Raw genomic sequence first — 18,575 nt, 5'->3', positions numbered from 1 at the left:
GTTCACGATGCGGTTCACCGAAGAGCAGCGGGCGTTCGCCACCGCCGTGCGCGAGTTCTGCGCGCGGGAGTGCGGGACGCCCGGGCAACGGGACGCGCTCACCGGCGGCGGCACGCTGGACACCAGCCGGGAGCTCCTGGACCGGCTGGCCGGACACGGCTGGCTCGGCGTCTCCGTACCCGAGGAGTACGGCGGAGCGGGCGCCGGGATGGTCGAAGAATGCGTGTTCCTCGAAGAGACGGCTCGCGGCCTCGCCCCGATCCACGCCTACGGGACCGGCCTCACCGCGGCGCAGACCTACCTGCGCTACGGCACCGAGGAGCAGAAGAAGGAAGTCGTCGGCGGCCTGTGCCGGGGCCGGATCGAAGCCATCGCGCTGTCCGAACCGGGCGCGGGCTCCGACCTGGGCTCGGCGCGGCTGAAGGCGGTCGCCGACGGCGGCGACTACGTCATCACGGGCCAGAAAACCTGGACGACGGCAGCGCACCTGGCCGACCACGTCCTGGTGCTCACCCGCACGGCCACCGGCGCCAAGAAGCACGACGGGTTGACGCTGCTGGTGGTGCCGCTGGACGCCGGCGGCCTGACGGTGCGGCCGATCCCGACCATGTCCACCCACACGGTCAACGACCTGTACTTCACCGACGTCCGCGTGCCGGCGGCGAACGTCGTCGGCGAGGTGGGCCAGGCGTGGCGGCACCTCATGCGCGGGCTCAGCGTCGAGCGGCTGATCATCGCGGCCATGTCGCTGGGCGCGGCGGAACGGGCGCTCGACGACGTCGTCGCGTACGTCTCGCAGCGGGAGCAGTTCGGGCGGACGATCGGCAGCTTCCAGGCCGTCCGGCACCGGATCGCCGACCTCGCGACCGAGATCGCGTGCAGCCGGTCCTTCGTCTACGAGGTCGCCGAGCGCATCGACGCCGGCGAGGAGGACCAGCTGGCCCGCGAAGGGGCGATGGCCAAGCTCAAGTGCACCGAGGTCGCCAAGCTCGTCACCCTGGAGGCGATGCAGCTGATGGGCGGCGCGGGGTACGCGAGCGAGTACGGCATGGAGGGCCAGGTGCGGAAGGCCCTCGCGCCGCCGATCTACGGCGGGGCCAACGAAATCCAGCGCGAGATCATCGGCAAGAGCTTCGGGCTCTGATCGGGAAGGTGGCAGATGAAGCCGATCTTCGCCCCGGACGTCCTGTCCGGCCAGCGGATCCTCATCACCGGCGGCGGCACGGGACTCGGCCGCGGCGTCGCGCGGCACCTGACCGCGCACGGCGCCGAGGTCCACCTGTGGGGCCGCCGCGAGTCGGTGCTCTCCGAAGCGGCCGCCGAAGCGGGTGCTCACTTCCAGGCGGTCGACGTCCGCAAGGGGGACCTGGTGGACGCGGCGATGGCGGAGATCTGGGACCGCCACGGGCCGCTCACGGGCGTGCTGAACAACGCGGCGGCGAACTTCATCGCCCCGACAGCGGGCCTGAGCACGCGGGCGTTCGAGGCGGTGAGCGGGACGGTGATGAACGGCTCGTTCAACACCACGCACGCGGCGGGCAAGCGGTGGATCGCTTCCGGGTTGCCCGGCGTGGTGCTGTCGACCCTGACGACGTGGGTGTGGTCGGGCTCGGCATTCGTGGTGCCGTCGGCGATGGCCAAGGCGGCGGTGCACGCGATGACGATGTCCTTGGCGGTGGAGTGGGCCCGCTACGGGATCCGGCTCAACGCGCTGGCGCCGGGCCCGATCCCGACGGACTACGCATGGGAGATGCTGAACCCGACGGAGAGCAGCGCGGTGGGAGCAACCCAGACGGACCAGATCCCGATGGGCCGCGCGGGCACGATCGAGGAACTGGCGAACTTGACGGTGTTCCTGTTCTCGGACGGCTGCAACTACCTGACGGGCGAGACGATCGCCATGGACGGCGGGCAGCGGCTGGCGGGCCCGGCGACCTTCGCGGGCTTGACGTCACTGTCCGATGAGGACTGGCGAGAGGTCCGCGAACGGAGCCAGGCTGCTAGTGCGGCGGCGAAGTCGCAGCGGTCGGTCTAGAAGCCACGAAGAGAGGGCCCGTGACGAACCCGGGCCCTCTCTTCGTATCAAGGGCTACGCCGCTTCGTCGCGTCGCTGCTTGGCCGTGTCTCGCGCCGCGGTGCCGGTGACCGAGTGGGGCGCGAACTCGCTCGCCGGCACGTCCACCACGAGAACCGTTTTCTGCTCGTCGGGCGTCTTCAGTTCCAGGTAGTCAACGCCGCCGAGGAAGGGCCGGACATGGTTGCGCAGCCACTGCCCGTACATCCGAACGTCAACGGATGCCAGGTCGACACCTCGCAGCTCCAGCTTGTCACTGACGCCGTAGATCAGCAGGCCACCACGAGTGTTCGCCATCGCCGCGACATCCTTCGCGAACTCGTTCCAGGCACCGTCGCGAGGTGGCTGTGGCAGAGGCTCTTTCCAGTCGAGGATGTCCGCTTCGGCCAAGCCGGTTCGAGCGGCGTCCGCGACGTTCTCGAAGGTCAGCGGCCCGGGTCGAAGCCCGAGGTGCTCGTGGATGCGGGTCCAGCTACTGGCCATCGGGCCACTTTAGGCCGCATCGCCGTGGTCAGCATCCGGCGGCGCGCTGGGCAGCATCCAGGAACGACTTCACCTTCACCGGGTCCGCGTAGTAGTCGTCACCGACACCGTCGACAGCTCGGCGACGCCCGTACTCGTACAGCACTGCCAACTTCCACAACGCCAGCGTCGTGTACCAGTCCAGTGTGGACAAATCACGCCCAGTCTGCGAGGCGTACCGCGAGGCCAGCTCGGCTCGAGTCGGATAGCCCGGCTCCAGCGCTGCGATCCCCAGCTCCTCCGTCGGTGTGAGAGGTGCGTCCGGCGACGGCCACGACGCCAGGAAATACCCGACGTCGAAGAGCGGGTCGCCCAGGGTGGCCAGCTCCCAGTCCAACACCGCCGCGATACGACCCGGGGTTGCCAAGACCACGTTGCCCAGCCGGTAGTCGTTGTGGACGATCGTCGCGCCTGACTCCGGTGGGACGTTTGCCGCCAGCCACGCTTGGACCTCGGCGAACTCCGGTGGTGCGTTGCCGTCCGCGTCCGCCACCAGACGGGCCATCCGGTGGAAGTGCCGTGCGTTGAAGCCCTCCGGCCGACCCAAGTCCGCGAGACCGAGGGCACGCCAGTCGACCGCGTGCAGGGCCGCCAGGGTGTCCACCAGCGCGTGACCGATCTGCCGTCGCGACGAAGGGGTGTCCAGCGGTGCCGGTGTCCGGTCGGTGACCACCGGGCCGTCGACGTAGCTCATCACGTAGAACGGGACGTCCAGCACCGCCGGAGCCACCGCCAGCACAGAGGCCACCGGCACGTCCGTCCCGGCCAAAGCGCCGATCAGCCGGGCCTCTCGCAGCATGTCGTGGGCACCCGGCGGGATCGGGGGTGGCGGTGGACGGCGGACGACCACCTGCCGCGAGCCGTCCGATACCAGGAACGTCAGGTTCGAGTGGCCGTCGCCGATGCGGCGGGTCGTCACCGGGCCGGAGCACAGGCCATGCGCGGCCAAGAAGCCGGAAAGCGCAGCCCGGGAGGAGGCGTCCCAGTCCCAGGTCACCGGTTGCTCTCGATCAAGTGCTGGAGGTACTGGCCCGGCCAGTGCGTCTCGAACTGCCCGGCGCCCTCCTCGCCGTCGATGGTCGCCGTGCACGCGGCTTCGGTGATGACCGTGCCCATCGGATCGCGGGTCGGCAGCTTCACCACGCCGAACGCGTCCATGACCAGGTGGGTCGTCTCGCCGGTGATGTCGACGACGTCCGCCTCCAGGCGCTTCTGCGTCATGTCGTCGTGGTACTCGGCGTGGTGGCGGATGTGCGACACCGGGATCGTGACGCCGTCCTTGACGACGTACCCGGCGAAACCCCACTCCCCGCGGGCGATCCAGATCCAGCCGTTCACCACGCGACCGCTTTCAGTGTAGGCGATGAACCACTTCCAGTGGTGCGGCACGCCCCAGTTGCGGACACCCCAGGAGTGGTCGCGATGCCCCTTGCGGTCCCACGCGATGCGCCGGCCCGCGACCTCGAGGAAGCCGGTCACGTGCCCGGTCTGCTCCAGGCGGTTCTCCGCGAACCACGCGGGCAGCCCGTCCGGGTTGGACCGGTAGCTGAACGCGTCGTGCAGCGCCGTGAAGTCGTACTCCAGCTTGACGTCGTCGCTCGTGTAGGAGACCGAAGCGGTGCGCCGCAGCTCCGGCTGCTTGACGCTCAGGCCCTCGAAGTGGAAGTTGTCGAGGTCCACGTCGTCGCCGACGACGCCCTGCTCGAGCTTCAGCGCGACCGGTTCGGCGTCCGGCCCCCACACCGACACGTTGTAGCCGGTCTTGCCGCGGTCGGTGAGGTACAGGTAGATCTGCACGCCCAGCTGTTCTTCGGGCATGATCAGTTCCCAGAACAGGCTGTCGCGCATCCGGCCGCCCGGCGCGGGCCGGTGCCGGAGGTCGTCGGCGGGCCCGAATCCGGGGTCGATGTCTCCGAGCGTCGTCATGAAACCCTTACCTTCCGGTGAACTGCGGCCGGCGCTTGTCCTTGAACGCGGCCAGCGCTTCGGTCATGTCTTCGCCGCGGGTCAGCAACGCCTGCCCGCGGTTCTCCAGCTCCAGCGCCCCGGCGTACGAGGTGATCTCCTGGTTGCGCTGCAGGGCCTGCTTCGACAGCTTCACGCCGCCCGGCGAGTTCCCCGCGATCTGCCGCGTCAGCTCGAGCGCTTCGTCGAGCAGCCGCTCGCTCGGCACGACCCGGTTCACCAGGCCGATCCGGAGCGCCTCCTCGGCCTCGACGATCCTTGCGGTGTAAGCGATCTCGGCCGCCCGGCCGGGACCGACCAGGCGGGTCAGCTGCCACGACGTGCCCAGCTCCCCCGCCGACAGGCCGACCTTGACGAAGGCGGCGTTGAACTTGGCCGTCGGCGCGGCGAGCCGGATGTCGGCGCTCAGCGAAAGCGACAGCCCGCCACCGGACGCGGCACCGTGGATCGCGGCGATCACCGGGAACGGCAGCTGCCGCAGCGCGGCGAGCCCGCCGGTGGCCAGCTCCTGGAACTTGAGGAACTCCCGCACGCCCATGCGGGTGATGACCTCGATCTCGGCGAGGTCGAACCCGGCGCAGAACGCGCGTTCGCCGGCCCCGGTGAGGATGAGCGCGCGGGCGCCGCTGTCGCGCAGCGCCCGGGCGGCGGTGCGGAGCTCGCCGAACATCTCGACCGTCATGGAGTTCATGCGGTCCGGCCGGTTCAGCTTCAGGACGAGGACACCGGGTTCGGGCTCCTCGACCAGGAGCGTCCGGAAGTCGGGCACGGCGGTCTCCTAACGTCCGGTGAAGTGCGGGGCGCGCTTCTCCTTGAAGGCGGCGAGCGCTTCGGGCATGTCCTCGCCGCGCGTGAGCAGGGCCTGGCCGCGGTTCTCCAGTTCGAGCGCGGCGGCGTAGGAGCCGATCTCCATGTTCGCCTGCAGCGCCCGCTTCGACAGCTGGACGCCGCCGGGAGAGTTCGCGCAGATCAGCCCGGCCATCGCCAGGGCTTCGTCCAGCAGGCGGTCGTCGTCGACGGTCTTGTTCACCAGCCCGATCCGCTCGGCCTCGTCGGCCAGCACGAACCGGCCGGTGTAGGCGATCTCGGCGGCGAGCGCGGGCCCGATCGTCCGGGACAGCAGCCACGACGCGCCGAGGTCGCCGGCCGACAGTCCGATGCGGACGAACGCCGCGTTGAACTTCGCCGAGCGCCCCGCGAGCCGGATGTCCGCGGCCAGCGCCAACGAAAGCCCGCCACCGGCAGCGGCGCCGTTCACCGCGGCGATCACCGGGACACGCAACGCACGCAACCCCGACAAGCCCCGCGCTGCCCGCTCCTGGCGGTCGAGCATGCCCAGCGCGGTGAGGCCGGCCAGCTCGTCGGCGTCGTCGAGGTCGTAGCCCGCGCAGAACGCTTTCCCCGCGCCGGTCAGCACGACCGCGCGGACGTCGTCGTCCTCGCCGAGGTCGAACGCCAGCTGCTCCAGCTCGGCGAACATCGTCACGGTCATGGCGTTGTACCGGTCGGGGCGGTTGAGCGTCGCCAGCACGACTCCGTCGGCGGGCCGGGTCAGGTCGATGGTCTCCATCAGCGCATCCCTTCGAGAACCGCGAGCGTCGCCGCTTCCGCTTCTTCCGGTTTCAGGCCCCACGGCGGGACGACGAGGTTCAGGTGGTCGTAGTCGCGGGCGTGCCCGGCCACCCGCGCCCGCAGATCCGCGGGACGGCAGGCCACTCCGACGGCATCGATCACGTCATCCGGGACGGCGGCGACCACGGCCGCTTCGTCGCGGGCGCGAACGGCTTCGCGGATCCGCTCCTGCGCGGAAGACCAGCCGTGCAGCGCGAAGAGCCGGTCGTAGACGCGGGACGCGGCGTACTGCGCCACCGCGAAGGCGAGCCGGCGGCGTGCGGCCTGTTCGTCCTCGTCGACCGCGCACATGAGAATCCCCATCAAGGTGATGTCGGCGGGGTCCCGGCCCGCTTCGGCCGCCCCGGCATCGAGCCCGGGCCGCACCACCTCGGCGATGTAGCGGGCGGTGTACATCGGGTGCCCGACGAGGCCGTCGGCGACCCGGCCCGCGACGCGGACCATCAGGCGGTTCACGCCCGCCGTCCAGATCGGCAGCCGCTCCTGGATCGGCGGGGCGGTGTCGGCGGTCGGGCGCAGGTGGACGCGGTAGAACCGGCCGTCGTGCTCGACCGGGCCCTCGTGCAACCGCCACAGCTTCCGCAGGACGGTGACCAGCTCTTCCATCCGCTCAGCGGGTGCCTCACCGCTGACGCCGTGCCAGTCCGCCATCATCCGCGGCGTGCCGTTGCCCAGGCCGAGCACCAGCCGGCCGCCGGACAGCTCGTCGAGGTCGCGGGCTTCGGCGGCCCAGACCAGCGGGGTGCGGCCGACGCCGTAGGCGATGTTGCAGCCGATCCGGACACGCTCGGTGGCCTGGGCCAGCACGGCCATCGGGACGGTGGCCGAGCGGTTGTACAGCTCGCCGGTCCAGACGGCGTCGAAGCCCGCCTCCTCGGCCCGGACGGCCAGGTCCGCGGCGCGCCGGAACCGCTCCGGCCCGGAGCCCGCGCTGAAGATCGTCAGTCCGTACACGACTCCCCCTCAGGCGAATTTCGGCGGGCGCTTTTCGAGGAACGCGGCGAGGCCTTCCCGCGCCTCACCGGTCTCGAAGAGCTGCTGGACCTGCTCGACCTCGTACCGGAACCCCTGCTCGAGCGGCAGGTCGAACGCCGCGTCGACGGTGCGGACCACCGCGCTCAGCGCGGGCCGGGACAGCGTGACGAGCTTCTCGGCCAGTTCCAGCGCGGCTGCCTCGGCCTTGCCCGCGTCGACGAGCCGGTCGGCCAGGCCGATGGCGCAGGCTTCGGCCGCGGGGACCTGCCGGGCGGTGAGCATGATGTCCAGGGCCCGGCCGCGGCCGACCAGGCGCGGCAGCCGTTGCGTGCCGCCCGCGCCGGGAATGAGGCCCAGCTTCACTTCCGGCAAGCCGAACCGGGCGTCGGCGCCGGCCACCCGCAGGGTGCAGGCCATCGCCAGCTCCAGGCCACCGCCGAGCGCGAGCCCGTCGACCGCGGCGATGGTGATGCGCTCGGGTGCGGCCAGCCGGTCGAGCACCCCGCGCAGCCGGTCGCCGTACGCGGTGAACGACTCGGTGTCGATACCGGACATGTGCTTGATGTCGGCGCCGGCGGCGAAGAACCCGGGTACCTCGGAGGCGATCACGATGACCTTGGCGTCCCCGGCAGCGTCGAGGGCCGCGTTCAGCCCGTCGATGATCGGCAGGCCGAGGGCGTTGGCCGGCGGGCGGGCCAGGGTGAGCACGCGGATGCCGGGACCGGCTTCGCGAGTGCTGACGGCGTCGTCAGTCATCGTCTTCCTCCACAGTGGACGGTTCAGGCACGGCGCGGGAAGCGCGCGAAGTCGGGGGCGCGTTTCTCCTTGAACGCTTCGCGGCCTTCCTGGGCCTCTTCCGAGGCGTAGAAGAGCAGGTTGGCGTCGTGGGCGAGCTGCTGGATCCCGGCGAGCCCGTCTTCGGCGGCGTGGAAACTGGCTTTGAGCAGCCGCAACGCGAACGGCGACAGTTCCAGCATCTCCCGGCACCACGCGACGGTCTCGGCTTCCAGGTCGGCCAAGGGGACGACGGTGTTCACCAACCCCATCTCGAGGGCCTGCCGGGCGTCGTACTGGCGGCAGAGGAACCAGATCTCCTTGGCTTTGCGCGACCCCACGAGCTGGGTGAGCAGGCCGGCTCCGAAGCCCCCGTCGAACGAGCCGACGCGGGGGCCGGTCTGGCCGAAGCGGGCGTTGTCGGCCGCGATCGCGAGGTCGCACACGAGCTGCAGGACCTGTCCCCCGCCGATCGCGTAGCCCGCGACCATGGCCACCACGGGCTTGGGCAGCCGCCGGATCTGGACGTGCAGGTCGGTGACGTGGAACCGGCCCGGGCGGCCGGGCTCGGACACATACCCGGTGTCGCCGCGCACGCGCTGGTCGCCGCCCGAGCAGAACGCCAGGTCGCCCTCGCCGGTCAAGATGATCACGCCGATCGATGTGTCCTCGCGGGCGGCGTCGAGCGCGTCGGAGATCTCGACCAGGGTCTGCGGCCGGAAGGCGTTGCGCACCTCCGGGCGGCAGATCGTGATCTTGGCGATCCCGTCGCCGCTGTGCTCGAGGCGGATGTCCTCGTAGGCACCCGCCTCCTTCCAGTCCACGCTCATGCCATGGTCAACCCGCCGCTGACCGACAGCGTCTGCCCGGTGATGTACCCGGCCGCGTCGGAGGCGAAGAACGCGACGGCGGCGGCGATGTCCTCGGGCTGGGCGAGCCGCTTCATCGGGACCGCGCGGACCATGCCGCCGAGCACCTTGTCGGCGTCTTGGCCGGAGCTGTCGGCGAATTTGCGCAGCGCCGGGGTGTCGGTCGGGCCGGGGCAGACGGTGTTGGCGGTGACGCCCTTGGTCGCGACTTCGCGGGCGAGGGTCTTGGTGAAGGCGATGATCCCGCCCTTGGCCCCCGAGTAGACGGCTTCCAGCGACGAGCCGACCCGGCCGGCGTCGGAGCCGATGTTGATCACCCGGCCGTAGCCGCGCTCGATCATGCCCGGGACGACGGTCCGGATCACCCGCAGCGCGCCCTTGAAGTTGATGTCGAGGATGCGGTCCCAGAAGTCCTCGTCGGTGTCGAGGAACTTCATGAAGTCGTCCCAGCCGGCGTTGTTGACGACGATCTCGACCGGCCCGAGCTCATCGGTGACCGTCTTGACGGCCGCTTGGACGGACGCGGTGTCGGTGATGTCGGCCTGCACCGCGAGCGCGCTGCCGCCGGCCGCGGTGATCTTCTCGGCGGTCGCCTGCGCGGCCTCGAGGTTGAGGTCGGCGATGGCGACGCGGTGCCCGTGCTCGCCGAGGGCCAGCGCGATGCCCTGCCCGATGCCCTGCGCACCACCGGTGACGAGGGCGACGCGGTTGCTCATGTTCTCTCCTTTACGCGTGAGCCCACTCGATGGGGCCGGCGACGATCGAATGGCTGGTCAGCTTGCGGCCGAGGACGTCCTGGACGTCGCGGGCGGCGTCGATGAGGGCGGGCAGCGAGATCCCGGTGGCGACGCCCATCTCGTGGACCATGCTCACCAGGTCTTCGGTGGCGATGTTGCCGGTCGAGCCGGGCGGGACCGGGCAGCCGCCCAGCTCGCCGAAGCTCGACTCGAAGCTGGTGCAGCCCGCTTCGAGCGCGGCGAAGGCGTTGGCCAGCCCCTGGCCGCGGGTGTTGTGGAAGTGCGCGGTGACCTCGACGCCCGGCAGCCGGTCCAGGGCGGCGGCGAAGAACTCCGAGACGTACGCGGGGTTCGCCATGCCGGTCGTGTCGCCGAACCCGACCTCGGTCGCGCCCGCCTCGGCGAAGCGCTCGGCGAGGCCGAGGACCGTGTCCAGCGGGACCTTGCCCTCGTAGGGGCAGCCGAACGACGTCGCGATGACCGCGGCGCAGCCGAGCCCGGCGTCGGTGATCCGGCGGGCCATGACGTCGTTGTCCGCCATGGTCTCGGCGATCGCGCGGTTGACGTTCTTCTTGTTGTGGGTCTCCGACGCGCTGACGAAGATGGCGGCCTCGTGGAACTTCTCGCGGGCCTTCAGGGCGTTGTCGAGGCCCTTGCTGTTCGGGACGAGCACCATGAGCCGGACGTCTCCGGGGACGTCGATCCGGTCGAGCACTTCGGCGCCGTCGGACAGCTGCGGGATGACGTCGGCGCGGACGAAGCTCGCCACCTCGATGCGCTTGAGGCCGGTGCGGCTCAAGGCGTTGATCAGCCGCACCTTCTCGTCGGTCGGGATGCGCTCGGGCTCGTTCTGGAACCCGTCGCGCGGCCCGACCTCGCGGACGTGGACTCGCTCCGGCCTCATTTCGTTCCCTTCAGCAGCTCTTCGCGGAACTCGGGCGCCGCGATCGCGGCCAGGCGGCGAGCCCGTTCGGTCAGGTCGCAGCCACGCAGGTGCGCGACGCCGTGCTCGGTGACGACGTGGTCCACATCGGACCGTCCGGTGGTGACCGGGCCGTGCAGGCGCGGGACGATCGTGGAGTGCGCGCCCGAGCGGGCGCGCACGGTGATGATCGAGCGGGCTCCGGTCAGCGCGGCGGCGCGGGAGAAGTCGGCCTGCCCGCCGATCGCTCCGATGTGGACACCGCGACGCAGCTCGGCGCCCACCTGGCCGGTCAGGTCGACCTCGATGGCCGAGTTGACCGAGACGAACCGGCTCAGGCGCGCCAGCACCTGCGGCGCGTGGGTGTAGCTCGCGGGCCGGAACTCGACCGGCAGTTCGGGCAGCCGGTCGTACAGCTCGGTGCTGCCCAGCGCCGCGCCGGTGACGATCAGCCCGCGGTCGATCTCCTTGCGGGCGCCGGTGAGGACGCCCTTCTCGACGAGCCGGAGCACGCCGTCGGAGATCATCCCGGAGTGGACGCCGAGGTCCTGGTGCCCGGCCAGCGCGTCGAGCACCGCGGTCGGCAGTGACCCGACGCCGAGCTGCAGGGTGTCGCCGTCCTCGACCAGGTCGGCGACGTGCCGGGCGATGGCCAGCTCGATGTCGTCGGCCGCGCGGACCGGGGCTTCGGCCAGGGGCCGGTCGGTCTCGACGACCGCGGCGAACCGGCTCAGCGGGATGCGCGGGGTCCCGGTGGTCGCGGGCATCCGCCGGTTGACCTCGGCGATCAGCACCGGCGTGTGCGCGAGGGCGTCGGCGATGTAGTCGACACCCACGCCGAGCGAGCACGTGCCGTCGGCGTCCGGGGGCGAGACCTGCACGAAGCCGACGTCGGACGGCAGGGCGCCCTCGGCGAACAGGCGCGGCAGTGCCGAGTAGTGGCACGGGACGATGGCGAGCCGGTCGAGCCGCCGCAGCTCGCCGAGCGCGCCGTAGGACGACAGCGCGACGCTCTCCGGCAGGTGCCGCGTCAGGCGTTCGTCCCAGCTGAGACCGCAGAACGCGCGCACCGGGCCGAAAGCGTCGGCCTGGTCGAGCAGGGCGTGCACGAGCGGCGTCGGCTCGGCGCTGGCCTGGCTCCACCAGACACCGTCGCCGGGCTTGACGAAGGCGCTCAGGTCGATCATGCGCCGAGCCGCTGGATCAGCGTCGCGGTACCGAGCCCGCCCCCGCAGCACATCGTGACCAGGCCGAACTCGGCGTCCCGGCGCTCCAATTCGGCGACGATGGTCGCCATCAAGCGGGCGCCGGTCGCGCCGACCGCGTGGCCGAGCGCGATGGCACCGCCGTTGACGTTGACGCGGTCCAGGTCCGGCTTCAGCTCGCGCTCCCAGGCCAGGACGACCGAGCTGAACGCCTCGTTGACCTCGAACAGATCGATGTCGGCCACGGTCATGCCGTTGCGGTCCAGCAGTTTGCGGGTGGCCGGGATCGGCCCGGTCAGCATGATGATCGGGTCCACGCCGACGGTGAGCTGGTCTACGATCCGGGCCCGTGCGCGCAGTCCGTGCTCTTCCACGGCCTCGGGGGACGCGAGCAGGACCGCGGCGGCGCCGTCCGAGATCGGCGACGAGCTGCCCGCGGTGATCCGGCCGTTCTCCTTGCGGAACGCGGGTTTCAGCCCGGCAAGGGTCTCGACGCTGGCGCCGGGGCGGATGCTCTGGTCGCTGCGGCGGGTCTCCCCCGCCAGGTCCAGGGGGATCATCTCGGCGTCGAAGCGGCCCGCGTCCCGGGCTTCGGTGGCGAGCCGATGCGAGCGGGCGGCGAACTCGTCCATTTCGGACCGGCCGATGTCCCAGCGATCCGCGATCAGCTCGGCGCTCTCGCCCTGGTGCACGAAGGAGTACTGCTCGCGCAGCTCCGCCGGCCACGGGTCGCCGTACAGCTCCTGGATCTTCACCGGCGAGTCGATGGGCACGTGACCCATGTGCTCGACGCCGCCCGCGATGACGACGTCGTGCGTCCCGGTGCCGACCAGGCCGGCCGCCATCTCGATCGCGGTCTGCGCGGAGCCACACCGCCGGTCGAGGGTCACGGCGGGAACTTCGGGCGGGTAGCCGGCCTGCAGCCATGCGTTGCGGCCGATGTTGCGCGACTGCTCGCCGAACGGCGCGGTGCAGCCGATCACGAGGTCCTCGACGACGTCCGGCGCGATCCCGCCGCGGGTCAGCAGCTCGGTGTAGCACGCTGCGAGGATCGCGTTCGGGTGCGTGTCGCGGTACCAGCCGCGCTCCGGGTGGGACTTCCCGATCGGGGTCCGCACGGCTTCCGCGATGAGCACTTCGCGTCCGTGGCGCATCAGATCACCGTCCCGCCGTCGACGGGCAGCACCTGGCCGGTGATGTACCCGGCGGCGTCGGAGGCGAAGAAGACGAAGCTGCCGGCGATCTCGCCGGGCTCGGCCCAGCGGCCGAGCGGGATCCGGGCGAGGGTCTTCGCGGCGAGCTTTTCGTTGCCGCGGATGTTTTCCGTCATCGCCGTCGCGGCCAGCGGGGCGAGCGCGTTCACGGTCACGTTGCGGCGGGCCAGTTCCTTGGCCAGCGACTTGGTGAAGCCGATGATCCCGGCCTTCGCGGCGCCGTAGTTGGCCTGGCCGATGGTGCCGGTCAGACCGGCGGCCGACGTCACGTTGATGACCCGGCCCGTCCCGTCGTCGGGCAGGTACGGCAGGACGGCCTTGCTGCAGACGAAACTCCCGACGACGTGGATGTCGAGGACCCGCCGGAAGGCCTCTTCGGTGAGGTCGGGGAACATCGCCGGGGCGATCGCGCCCGCGTTGTTGACCAGGATGTGCAGCGTGCCCCCGGCGAGCGCGGCCGCTTGACGTGCCGCTTCGGCCGCGGCCGCGGCGTCCCGGACGTCGAGCACGCAGTACTCCGCGCCGATGGCCTCGGCGGTGGTCTTCGCCGCCTGTTCGTCTATGTCGGTCACGAGGACTTTCGCGCCGGCGTCGGCGAACGCTTTCGCCACCGCCGCGCCGATTCCGCCGCCGGCCCCGGTGACCAGGGCGGCGCGGCCGTCGAGTCGGAACATCAGTAACTCCTGGGGAGGCCGAGGACGTGCGAGCCGAGGTAGTTGAGGACCATCTCCTGGCTCAGCGGGGCGATCTTGAGCAGCCGGGCTTCGCGGAAGTACCGCGCGACGTGGTACTCCTCCGAGTAGCCCATGCCGCCGTGGGTCTGCAAGGCGCGGTCGGCGGCCTGGAACCCGGCGTCGGCGCAGAGGTACTTGGCCGTGTTCGCCTCGCGGCCGCACGGCTTGCCGTTGTCGTAGAGCCAGGTCGCCTTGCGCAGCGCCAGTTCCGCGGCGTCAAGCCGGGCGAGCGAGTCTGCAAGCGGGAACTGCAGGCCCTGGTTCATCCCGATCGGCCGGCCGAACACCTCGCGTTCGTTGCCGTAGCGGACGGCGCGTTTCAGCGCGACCCGGCCGAGGCCGAGCGCTTCGGCGGCGACGAGCATCCGTTCGGGGTTGAGGCCGTCGAGGATGTACTTGAAGCCTTGGCCTTCTTCGCCGACGCGGTCTTCGACGGGCACGCGCAGGTCGTCGATGAACAGCTCGTTCGACGTCACGGCGTTGCGGCCCATCTTGCGGATCGGCCGGATGTCGACGTGCGCGCGGTCGAGGTCGGTGAGGAACAGCGTGAGCCCGTCGGTCTTCTTCTCGACGTCCTCGATTTTCGTGGTCCGGGTCAGCAGCAGGACCTTCTCGGACTCCACGGCCTTGGAGATCCACACCTTGCGGCCGTTGACGACGTAGTGGCCGCCGTCGCGGCGGGCGAACGTCGTGATCCGCGTGGTGTCGAGGCCGGCGCCGGGTTCCGTGACGCCGAAGCAGACGTGCAGGTCACCGGTGACGATCCGCGGTAGCGTCCGGCGTTTCAGCTCCTCGGAGCCGTGCTTGATCACCGGGTGCATGCCGAAGATGGACAGGTGCATCGAGCTCGCGGCGTTCATCCCGCCACCCGACGCGGAGACTTCTTCCAGCAGCAGCGCGGCTTCGGTGATGCCGAAGCCGTGACCGCCGTACTCCTCCGGCGTGGTGATCCCGAGCCAGCCGCCCTGGGCGAACGCGTCGTAGAACTCGGCCGGGAACTCGTGGGCCTCGTCCTTGGCGAGCCAGTAGTCGTCGTCGAACTTGCCCGCCAGCTCGGCCACGGCCGCCCGGATCGTGGCCTGGTCTTCGGTCAGCTCAAAGTCCACAGCAAGTCTCCCGCTACTCCATGTATGGACTGACTATACAAAAGGACTGACCAAATAGCTAGGCCACGGGAACCAGCGGGAGCGCGGCAGCGAGACGCTCGTTCCAGACACTGGGGCCACCGAAGAGCCGGTTGTTCAGCTTGGCGCGCTTGTAGAACAGCTGCAGGTCGTGCTCCCAGGTGTAGCCGATCGCGCCGTGGACGGTGAGCGCGCTGTCGGCGACCCGCTCCCCCGCCGCGCAGACCTGCGCCTTGGCCGCGGCCGCGTGCAGGACCGCGTCCTCGTGGCCGGCCTCGACCGACGCGGCCGCGTAGTAGACGAGTGAGCGCGCCGCTTCGACGTCGACCAGCATGGTGGCGGCCGCGTGCTTGACGGCCTGGAACGACCCAATGGGGACGCCGAACTGGTGACGCTGCTTGCTGTACTCGACGGCGAGGCCGAGCATCCGTTCCGCGGCACCGAGACTGTCGGCGGCGACGAGCACCGCGGCCCGCAACGCCGCCTGCCGCCGCAACACCTGTCCGCCCTCGGACAGCACGACCTCCCCGGGTTCCACCACGAGGTCGGCGACCGACCGGCTGCGGTCCAGGAGCTTGCGCGGCACGGCGGAAGCCTCGGCGAGCAGGACGCGATCACCGTCCGGAACGAGGAACCGCCGGGCCCGATCGCCGGCGAGCACGTACTCCCCCGTCTGCCCGTCGGCATCCAGTGGACGATCGGCACTCAGCGCGAGAACGGCGAATTCACCGTCCTCCAGAGAACTGGCCGCCAATTCGGGCTTTCCGGACAGGAATGGGGCCGCCAGCACCGCCGCCAGCCACGCGGAAGACGGCGCCACGGCACGGCCGAGTTCTTCGGCGGCCAGCGTCAATTCGACCAACCCGCCGCCTTGACCACCGTTTTCCTCGGCCGTGCCGACGGTGAACCAGCCTTCTTCGACGAACCGGCGTTCGAACGGGGTGGGATCGCCGGCCTCGAGCCAGCTCCGCACCCGGTCCGCCGGCGCGAACCGCTCCAGCCAGCCTTTGAAGGATTCCTGGAACAGTTCCTGGTCTTCGGTCAGGGTCCACCGCATGCCCGCGCCTCCCGGATTCCGGTGCCGACTACTGCTTCAATGCATCGCGGACGATACTGCGAAAATGGTAACTTAGGTCAGACCGTTAGACCACTTGTTGGGAGAACCACATGACGGGCGCTCGCGCGCAGGAGCCCAAGACCGTCCGATCGCCGGTCCGGCTCAGTCCGATGGAGGTGCCGAAGGCCTCCGACGTGCTCGCGAACGACCTTCGCGAGCGCATCCTGACCGGCGAGTTCCCCGAGGGCACCGCGCTGCCGCCGGAACGCGAACTGGTCACCCAGACGGCGATGAGCCGCACGACCGTACGTGAAGCGCTGCGCATCCTCGAGGTCCAAGGCCTGGTGCGGATCAAGACCGGCCGGGCGGGCGGCGCGTTCGTGCAGCGCCCCGGCCAGGAGGCGGTGGCGTCGTCGGTCGGCCTGCTCATCCGCGGTCAGCAGATCCGGCTGGCCGCCCTGCTCGAGACGCGTGAAGCGATCGAGCCGTTCTGCGCCCGGCTGGCGGCCCGCAACCGCACGGACGCCGACTTGGCCCGGCTGGACGCGGCGAACAAGGCGATCGCCGACACCGACGGCACGCTGGCCCAGTTCCTGCAGGCCAATGTGGACTGGCACGTCGGCGTCGCGACGGCGAGCCACAACGAGCTGCTCACCGGCATGATGACGGCGCTGTCCCGCGCGATCTACACGGCGACCGAGAACGAGGACTTCGTCGACGCCGAGGTCCGCAAGACGACGGTCCGCGCCCACCGCTCGATCACCGACGCGATCCGCGCCCAGGATCCCGATGCGGCCGTCCGCCGGATGAGCCGTCACGTCCACGCGTACGCCGAAGCGGTACTTCAGGTGGACGAGCGCACGGACATCCTCGTCGAGGACTCGTAACCGGCGTCACGCATCGGCCACGGCCGCGCGGATGTCGTCGAGCGCGTCGGGGTTTTCCGCACCGGACAGGTCCCCCGGGTCCTGGCCGAGCGCGGCCGCCCGGACCGCGCGGCGCAGGATCTTCGCCGAGCGCGTCTTGGGCAGCTGCGTCACCCGCCGGACGACACTCGGCGCGAAGGGCTTGCCGACCTCGGTCGCGACCAGGTCCCGCAGCTCCGCCGAGACGTCGTCGGAAGCACCGGCACGCGGGACCCAGAACGCCCAAACCGTCTCGCCCTTCTTCGGGTCCGGGACCCCGACCGCGGCGGCTTCGGCGACCGCCGGGTGCGCGGTGAGCACGGCTTCCACCTCGGCCGGGGCCAGCCGCTTGCCCGCGATGTTCATGACGTCGTCGGAGCGGCCGCGCAGGTACCACTGGCCGTCGGCGTCGACGATCGCGTGGTCGCCGTGGCGCCATATCCCGGGGAACGTCGACCAGTACGCCTCCCGGTAGCGCTCGTCGTCCTTCCACACCCCGCGCGTCATCGCCGGCCACGGCTGGCGGCACACCAGCTCGCCGACCTCGCCGCGCACCGGGCGCCCGGCGTCGTCGACGACGTCGACGTCCATGCCCAGCGACGGACCGCCGAGCGAGCAGCTGCGGATCGGCTCGACCGGGTACGGCGCGAGGAACGAGCCGCCCACCTCGGTGCCGCCGGAGAAGTTGATGATCGGGACCCGGCCACCGAAGACGTCGACCGCGAGCCATTCGTAGGAGTCCGGGTCCCACGGCTCGCCGGTCGAGCCCAGCGTGTGCACCGAGGACAGGTCGAAGGACGCCGGCGACGACGTGCGCAGCGTCCGGATCAGCGTCGGCGACACCCCGAGCATCGTGACGCGGTGCCGTTCGGCGAGGCGCCACAACCGGTTCAGGTCCGGTACGTCCGGAGATCCTTCGTACAGCACCAGGGTCGCGCCGTTGGCGTGCGTGCCGAAGATCGACAGCGGGCCCATGATCCAGCCCATGTCGGTGATCCAGCAGAAGACGCCGCCCTCGCCGACGTCGAAGGAGTACGCGACCTCGCTGGCCGTCTTGACGAGGAACCCGGCGTGGGTGTGCACCGCCCCCTTGGGTTTCCCGGTGGTGCCGGAGGTGTAGGCGAGCAAGAGCGTGTCCGTCGCGGCCATCGGTTCCGCCGCGACCGGCTCGCCGTCCGGCAGTCCCGTCCACCCGGACTCCCCGGCCACGACGACGTGCTCCACGGCCGGGCACGACCGCAAAGCCTCGTCCAGCAACGGTTTCATGGCGACTTCGCGACGCCGGCGCACGGTCCCGTCCGCGACGATCACCGCCTTCGTGTCGGCGTCCCGCAGCCGGGCGGCGATGGCCCCGGGCGCGAACCCGGAGAACAGGGGCACGAGGACCGCTCCGAGCCGCGCCACGGCGTAGCAGGCGATCACGGCTTCCGGGGTCATCGGCAGGAACAACCCGACGGCGTCACCGCGGCCGATGCCCAACGCGCGAAGCCCGGCCGCCACGCGAGCGGCTTCCGCGCCGAGTTCGGCGAAGGTCAGCGACCGGACCGTGCCGTCCTCGGCCTCGTGCACGACGGCCGTCCGGTCGGGCACGGCAGCCACCCAACGGTCCAGGCAGGCTTGCGCGATGTTCAGCTCCCCGCCGACGAACCAGTCCGGGTATTCGATCCCGCGCGAAAGGTCGACGACCTGGTCGTAGGGCTTGCCGAACGGCAGTCCGAGGTCCTGCACGACGGCGTCCCAGTACCAGCCGATGTCGGCCACCGAAGCCTTGCGCAGTTCGGCGATCGAGCCGAGACCGTGCGCCCGGGCGAGCCGGGTGACGTGGGCGTGCTCGACGTACTCCTCGGTCGGGGTCCAGGTGTACAC

19 protein-coding genes are annotated in these 18,575 nt (G+C 70.9%); 3 read left to right on the top strand and 16 right to left on the bottom strand.

Annotated elements, in window-relative coordinates; genetic code table 11:
• The first annotated feature begins 7 nt into the window (after nt 1-7).
• Nucleotides 8-1,144 carry an acyl-CoA dehydrogenase family protein gene (locus QSK39_RS32025; RefSeq protein WP_285481576.1) on the top strand — a complete coding sequence of 379 codons (1,137 nt, stop codon included), beginning with the start codon at nt 8-10 and terminating at the stop codon, nt 1,142-1,144.
• Nucleotides 1,145-1,159: 15 nt separating this feature from the next.
• On the top strand, nt 1,160-2,035 hold the full coding sequence (locus tag QSK39_RS32020) for an SDR family oxidoreductase (protein WP_285481575.1): 876 nt from the start codon (nt 1,160-1,162) through the stop codon (nt 2,033-2,035).
• Nucleotides 2,036-2,089: 54 nt separating this feature from the next.
• On the opposite strand, the gene QSK39_RS32015 is transcribed toward QSK39_RS32020, so the two are convergent.
• From QSK39_RS32015 to QSK39_RS31945, 15 genes are read right to left on the bottom strand one after another with little or no spacing between them, the layout of a single operon-like run.
• Nucleotides 2,090-2,557, bottom strand: a complete 468-nt coding sequence (locus QSK39_RS32015) for an AlbA family DNA-binding domain-containing protein (protein WP_285481574.1) — start codon at nt 2,555-2,557, stop codon at nt 2,090-2,092.
• A 28-nt stretch (nt 2,558-2,585) separates the two neighbouring features.
• Nucleotides 2,586-3,593, bottom strand: coding sequence for a phosphotransferase family protein (locus tag QSK39_RS32010; RefSeq protein WP_285481573.1), 1,008 nt, complete (start codon nt 3,591-3,593; stop codon nt 2,586-2,588).
• Complete coding sequence (locus tag QSK39_RS32005) at nt 3,590-4,522, bottom strand: DUF7064 domain-containing protein (protein WP_285481572.1); 933 nt, start codon at nt 4,520-4,522, stop codon at nt 3,590-3,592. Before QSK39_RS32005 ends, QSK39_RS32010 begins: the two co-directional genes overlap by 4 nt.
• Nucleotides 4,523-4,529: 7 nt before the next feature.
• Nucleotides 4,530-5,330 (bottom strand): enoyl-CoA hydratase/isomerase family protein, encoded by an 801-nt coding sequence (locus QSK39_RS32000; RefSeq protein ID WP_285481571.1) that lies wholly within the window; start codon nt 5,328-5,330, stop codon nt 4,530-4,532.
• Nucleotides 5,331-5,339: 9 nt separating this feature from the next.
• Nucleotides 5,340-6,131 carry an enoyl-CoA hydratase/isomerase family protein gene (locus QSK39_RS31995; RefSeq protein WP_285481570.1) on the bottom strand — a complete coding sequence of 264 codons (792 nt, stop codon included), beginning with the start codon at nt 6,129-6,131 and terminating at the stop codon, nt 5,340-5,342.
• Nucleotides 6,131-7,147 (bottom strand): LLM class flavin-dependent oxidoreductase, encoded by a 1,017-nt coding sequence (locus QSK39_RS31990; protein ID WP_285481569.1) that lies wholly within the window; start codon nt 7,145-7,147, stop codon nt 6,131-6,133. Before QSK39_RS31990 ends, QSK39_RS31995 begins: the two co-directional genes overlap by 1 nt.
• Before the next feature lie 9 nt (nt 7,148-7,156).
• Nucleotides 7,157-7,924: an enoyl-CoA hydratase/isomerase family protein gene (locus tag QSK39_RS31985; protein WP_285481568.1), complete on the bottom strand. Its 768-nt coding sequence runs from the start codon at nt 7,922-7,924 to the stop codon at nt 7,157-7,159.
• Between the two features lie 23 nt (nt 7,925-7,947).
• Complete coding sequence (menB, locus tag QSK39_RS31980) at nt 7,948-8,772, bottom strand: 1,4-dihydroxy-2-naphthoyl-CoA synthase (protein WP_285481567.1); 825 nt, start codon at nt 8,770-8,772, stop codon at nt 7,948-7,950.
• A complete protein-coding gene (locus QSK39_RS31975; protein ID WP_285481566.1) occupies nt 8,769-9,527 on the bottom strand; it encodes an SDR family NAD(P)-dependent oxidoreductase in 759 nt (252 codons plus the stop codon). The genes menB and QSK39_RS31975 overlap by 4 nt, the downstream gene beginning before the upstream one ends.
• Before the next feature lie 10 nt (nt 9,528-9,537).
• The gene (locus tag QSK39_RS31970) at nt 9,538-10,452 is read right to left on the bottom strand and encodes a hydroxymethylglutaryl-CoA lyase (RefSeq protein ID WP_285481565.1); all 915 of its coding nucleotides are present in this window, start codon (nt 10,450-10,452) and stop codon (nt 9,538-9,540) included.
• Nucleotides 10,449-11,657: an acetyl-CoA hydrolase/transferase family protein gene (locus QSK39_RS31965; protein ID WP_285481564.1), complete on the bottom strand. Its 1,209-nt coding sequence runs from the start codon at nt 11,655-11,657 to the stop codon at nt 10,449-10,451. The genes QSK39_RS31970 and QSK39_RS31965 overlap by 4 nt, the downstream gene beginning before the upstream one ends.
• Nucleotides 11,654-12,829, bottom strand: coding sequence for a thiolase family protein (locus QSK39_RS31960; RefSeq protein ID WP_285481563.1), 1,176 nt, complete (start codon nt 12,827-12,829; stop codon nt 11,654-11,656). Before QSK39_RS31960 ends, QSK39_RS31965 begins: the two co-directional genes overlap by 4 nt.
• The gene (locus QSK39_RS31955; protein ID WP_285481562.1) at nt 12,829-13,563 is read right to left on the bottom strand and encodes an SDR family NAD(P)-dependent oxidoreductase; all 735 of its coding nucleotides are present in this window, start codon (nt 13,561-13,563) and stop codon (nt 12,829-12,831) included. Before QSK39_RS31955 ends, QSK39_RS31960 begins: the two co-directional genes overlap by 1 nt.
• Nucleotides 13,563-14,729 (bottom strand): acyl-CoA dehydrogenase family protein, encoded by a 1,167-nt coding sequence (locus QSK39_RS31950; RefSeq protein WP_285481561.1) that lies wholly within the window; start codon nt 14,727-14,729, stop codon nt 13,563-13,565. The genes QSK39_RS31955 and QSK39_RS31950 overlap by 1 nt, the downstream gene beginning before the upstream one ends.
• 58 nt (nt 14,730-14,787) lie before the next feature.
• Nucleotides 14,788-15,804 carry an acyl-CoA dehydrogenase family protein gene (locus QSK39_RS31945; RefSeq protein WP_285481560.1) on the bottom strand — a complete coding sequence of 339 codons (1,017 nt, stop codon included), beginning with the start codon at nt 15,802-15,804 and terminating at the stop codon, nt 14,788-14,790.
• A gap of 110 nt (nt 15,805-15,914) precedes the next feature.
• Between QSK39_RS31945 and QSK39_RS31940 the strand changes: the two genes are divergently transcribed.
• On the top strand, nt 15,915-16,691 hold the full coding sequence (locus tag QSK39_RS31940; protein ID WP_285481559.1) for a FadR/GntR family transcriptional regulator: 777 nt from the start codon (nt 15,915-15,917) through the stop codon (nt 16,689-16,691).
• A gap of 6 nt (nt 16,692-16,697) precedes the next feature.
• On the opposite strand, the gene QSK39_RS31935 is transcribed toward QSK39_RS31940, so the two are convergent.
• Nucleotides 16,698-18,575, bottom strand: a complete 1,878-nt coding sequence (locus tag QSK39_RS31935; protein WP_285481558.1) for an AMP-binding protein — start codon at nt 18,573-18,575, stop codon at nt 16,698-16,700.

This window comes from Amycolatopsis sp. NBRC 101858 (assembly GCF_030269325.1).
Classification (GTDB): Bacteria; Actinomycetota; Actinomycetes; order Mycobacteriales; family Pseudonocardiaceae; genus Amycolatopsis; species Amycolatopsis ponsaeliensis.
This window is presented reverse-complemented; position numbering and strand designations above follow the sequence as displayed.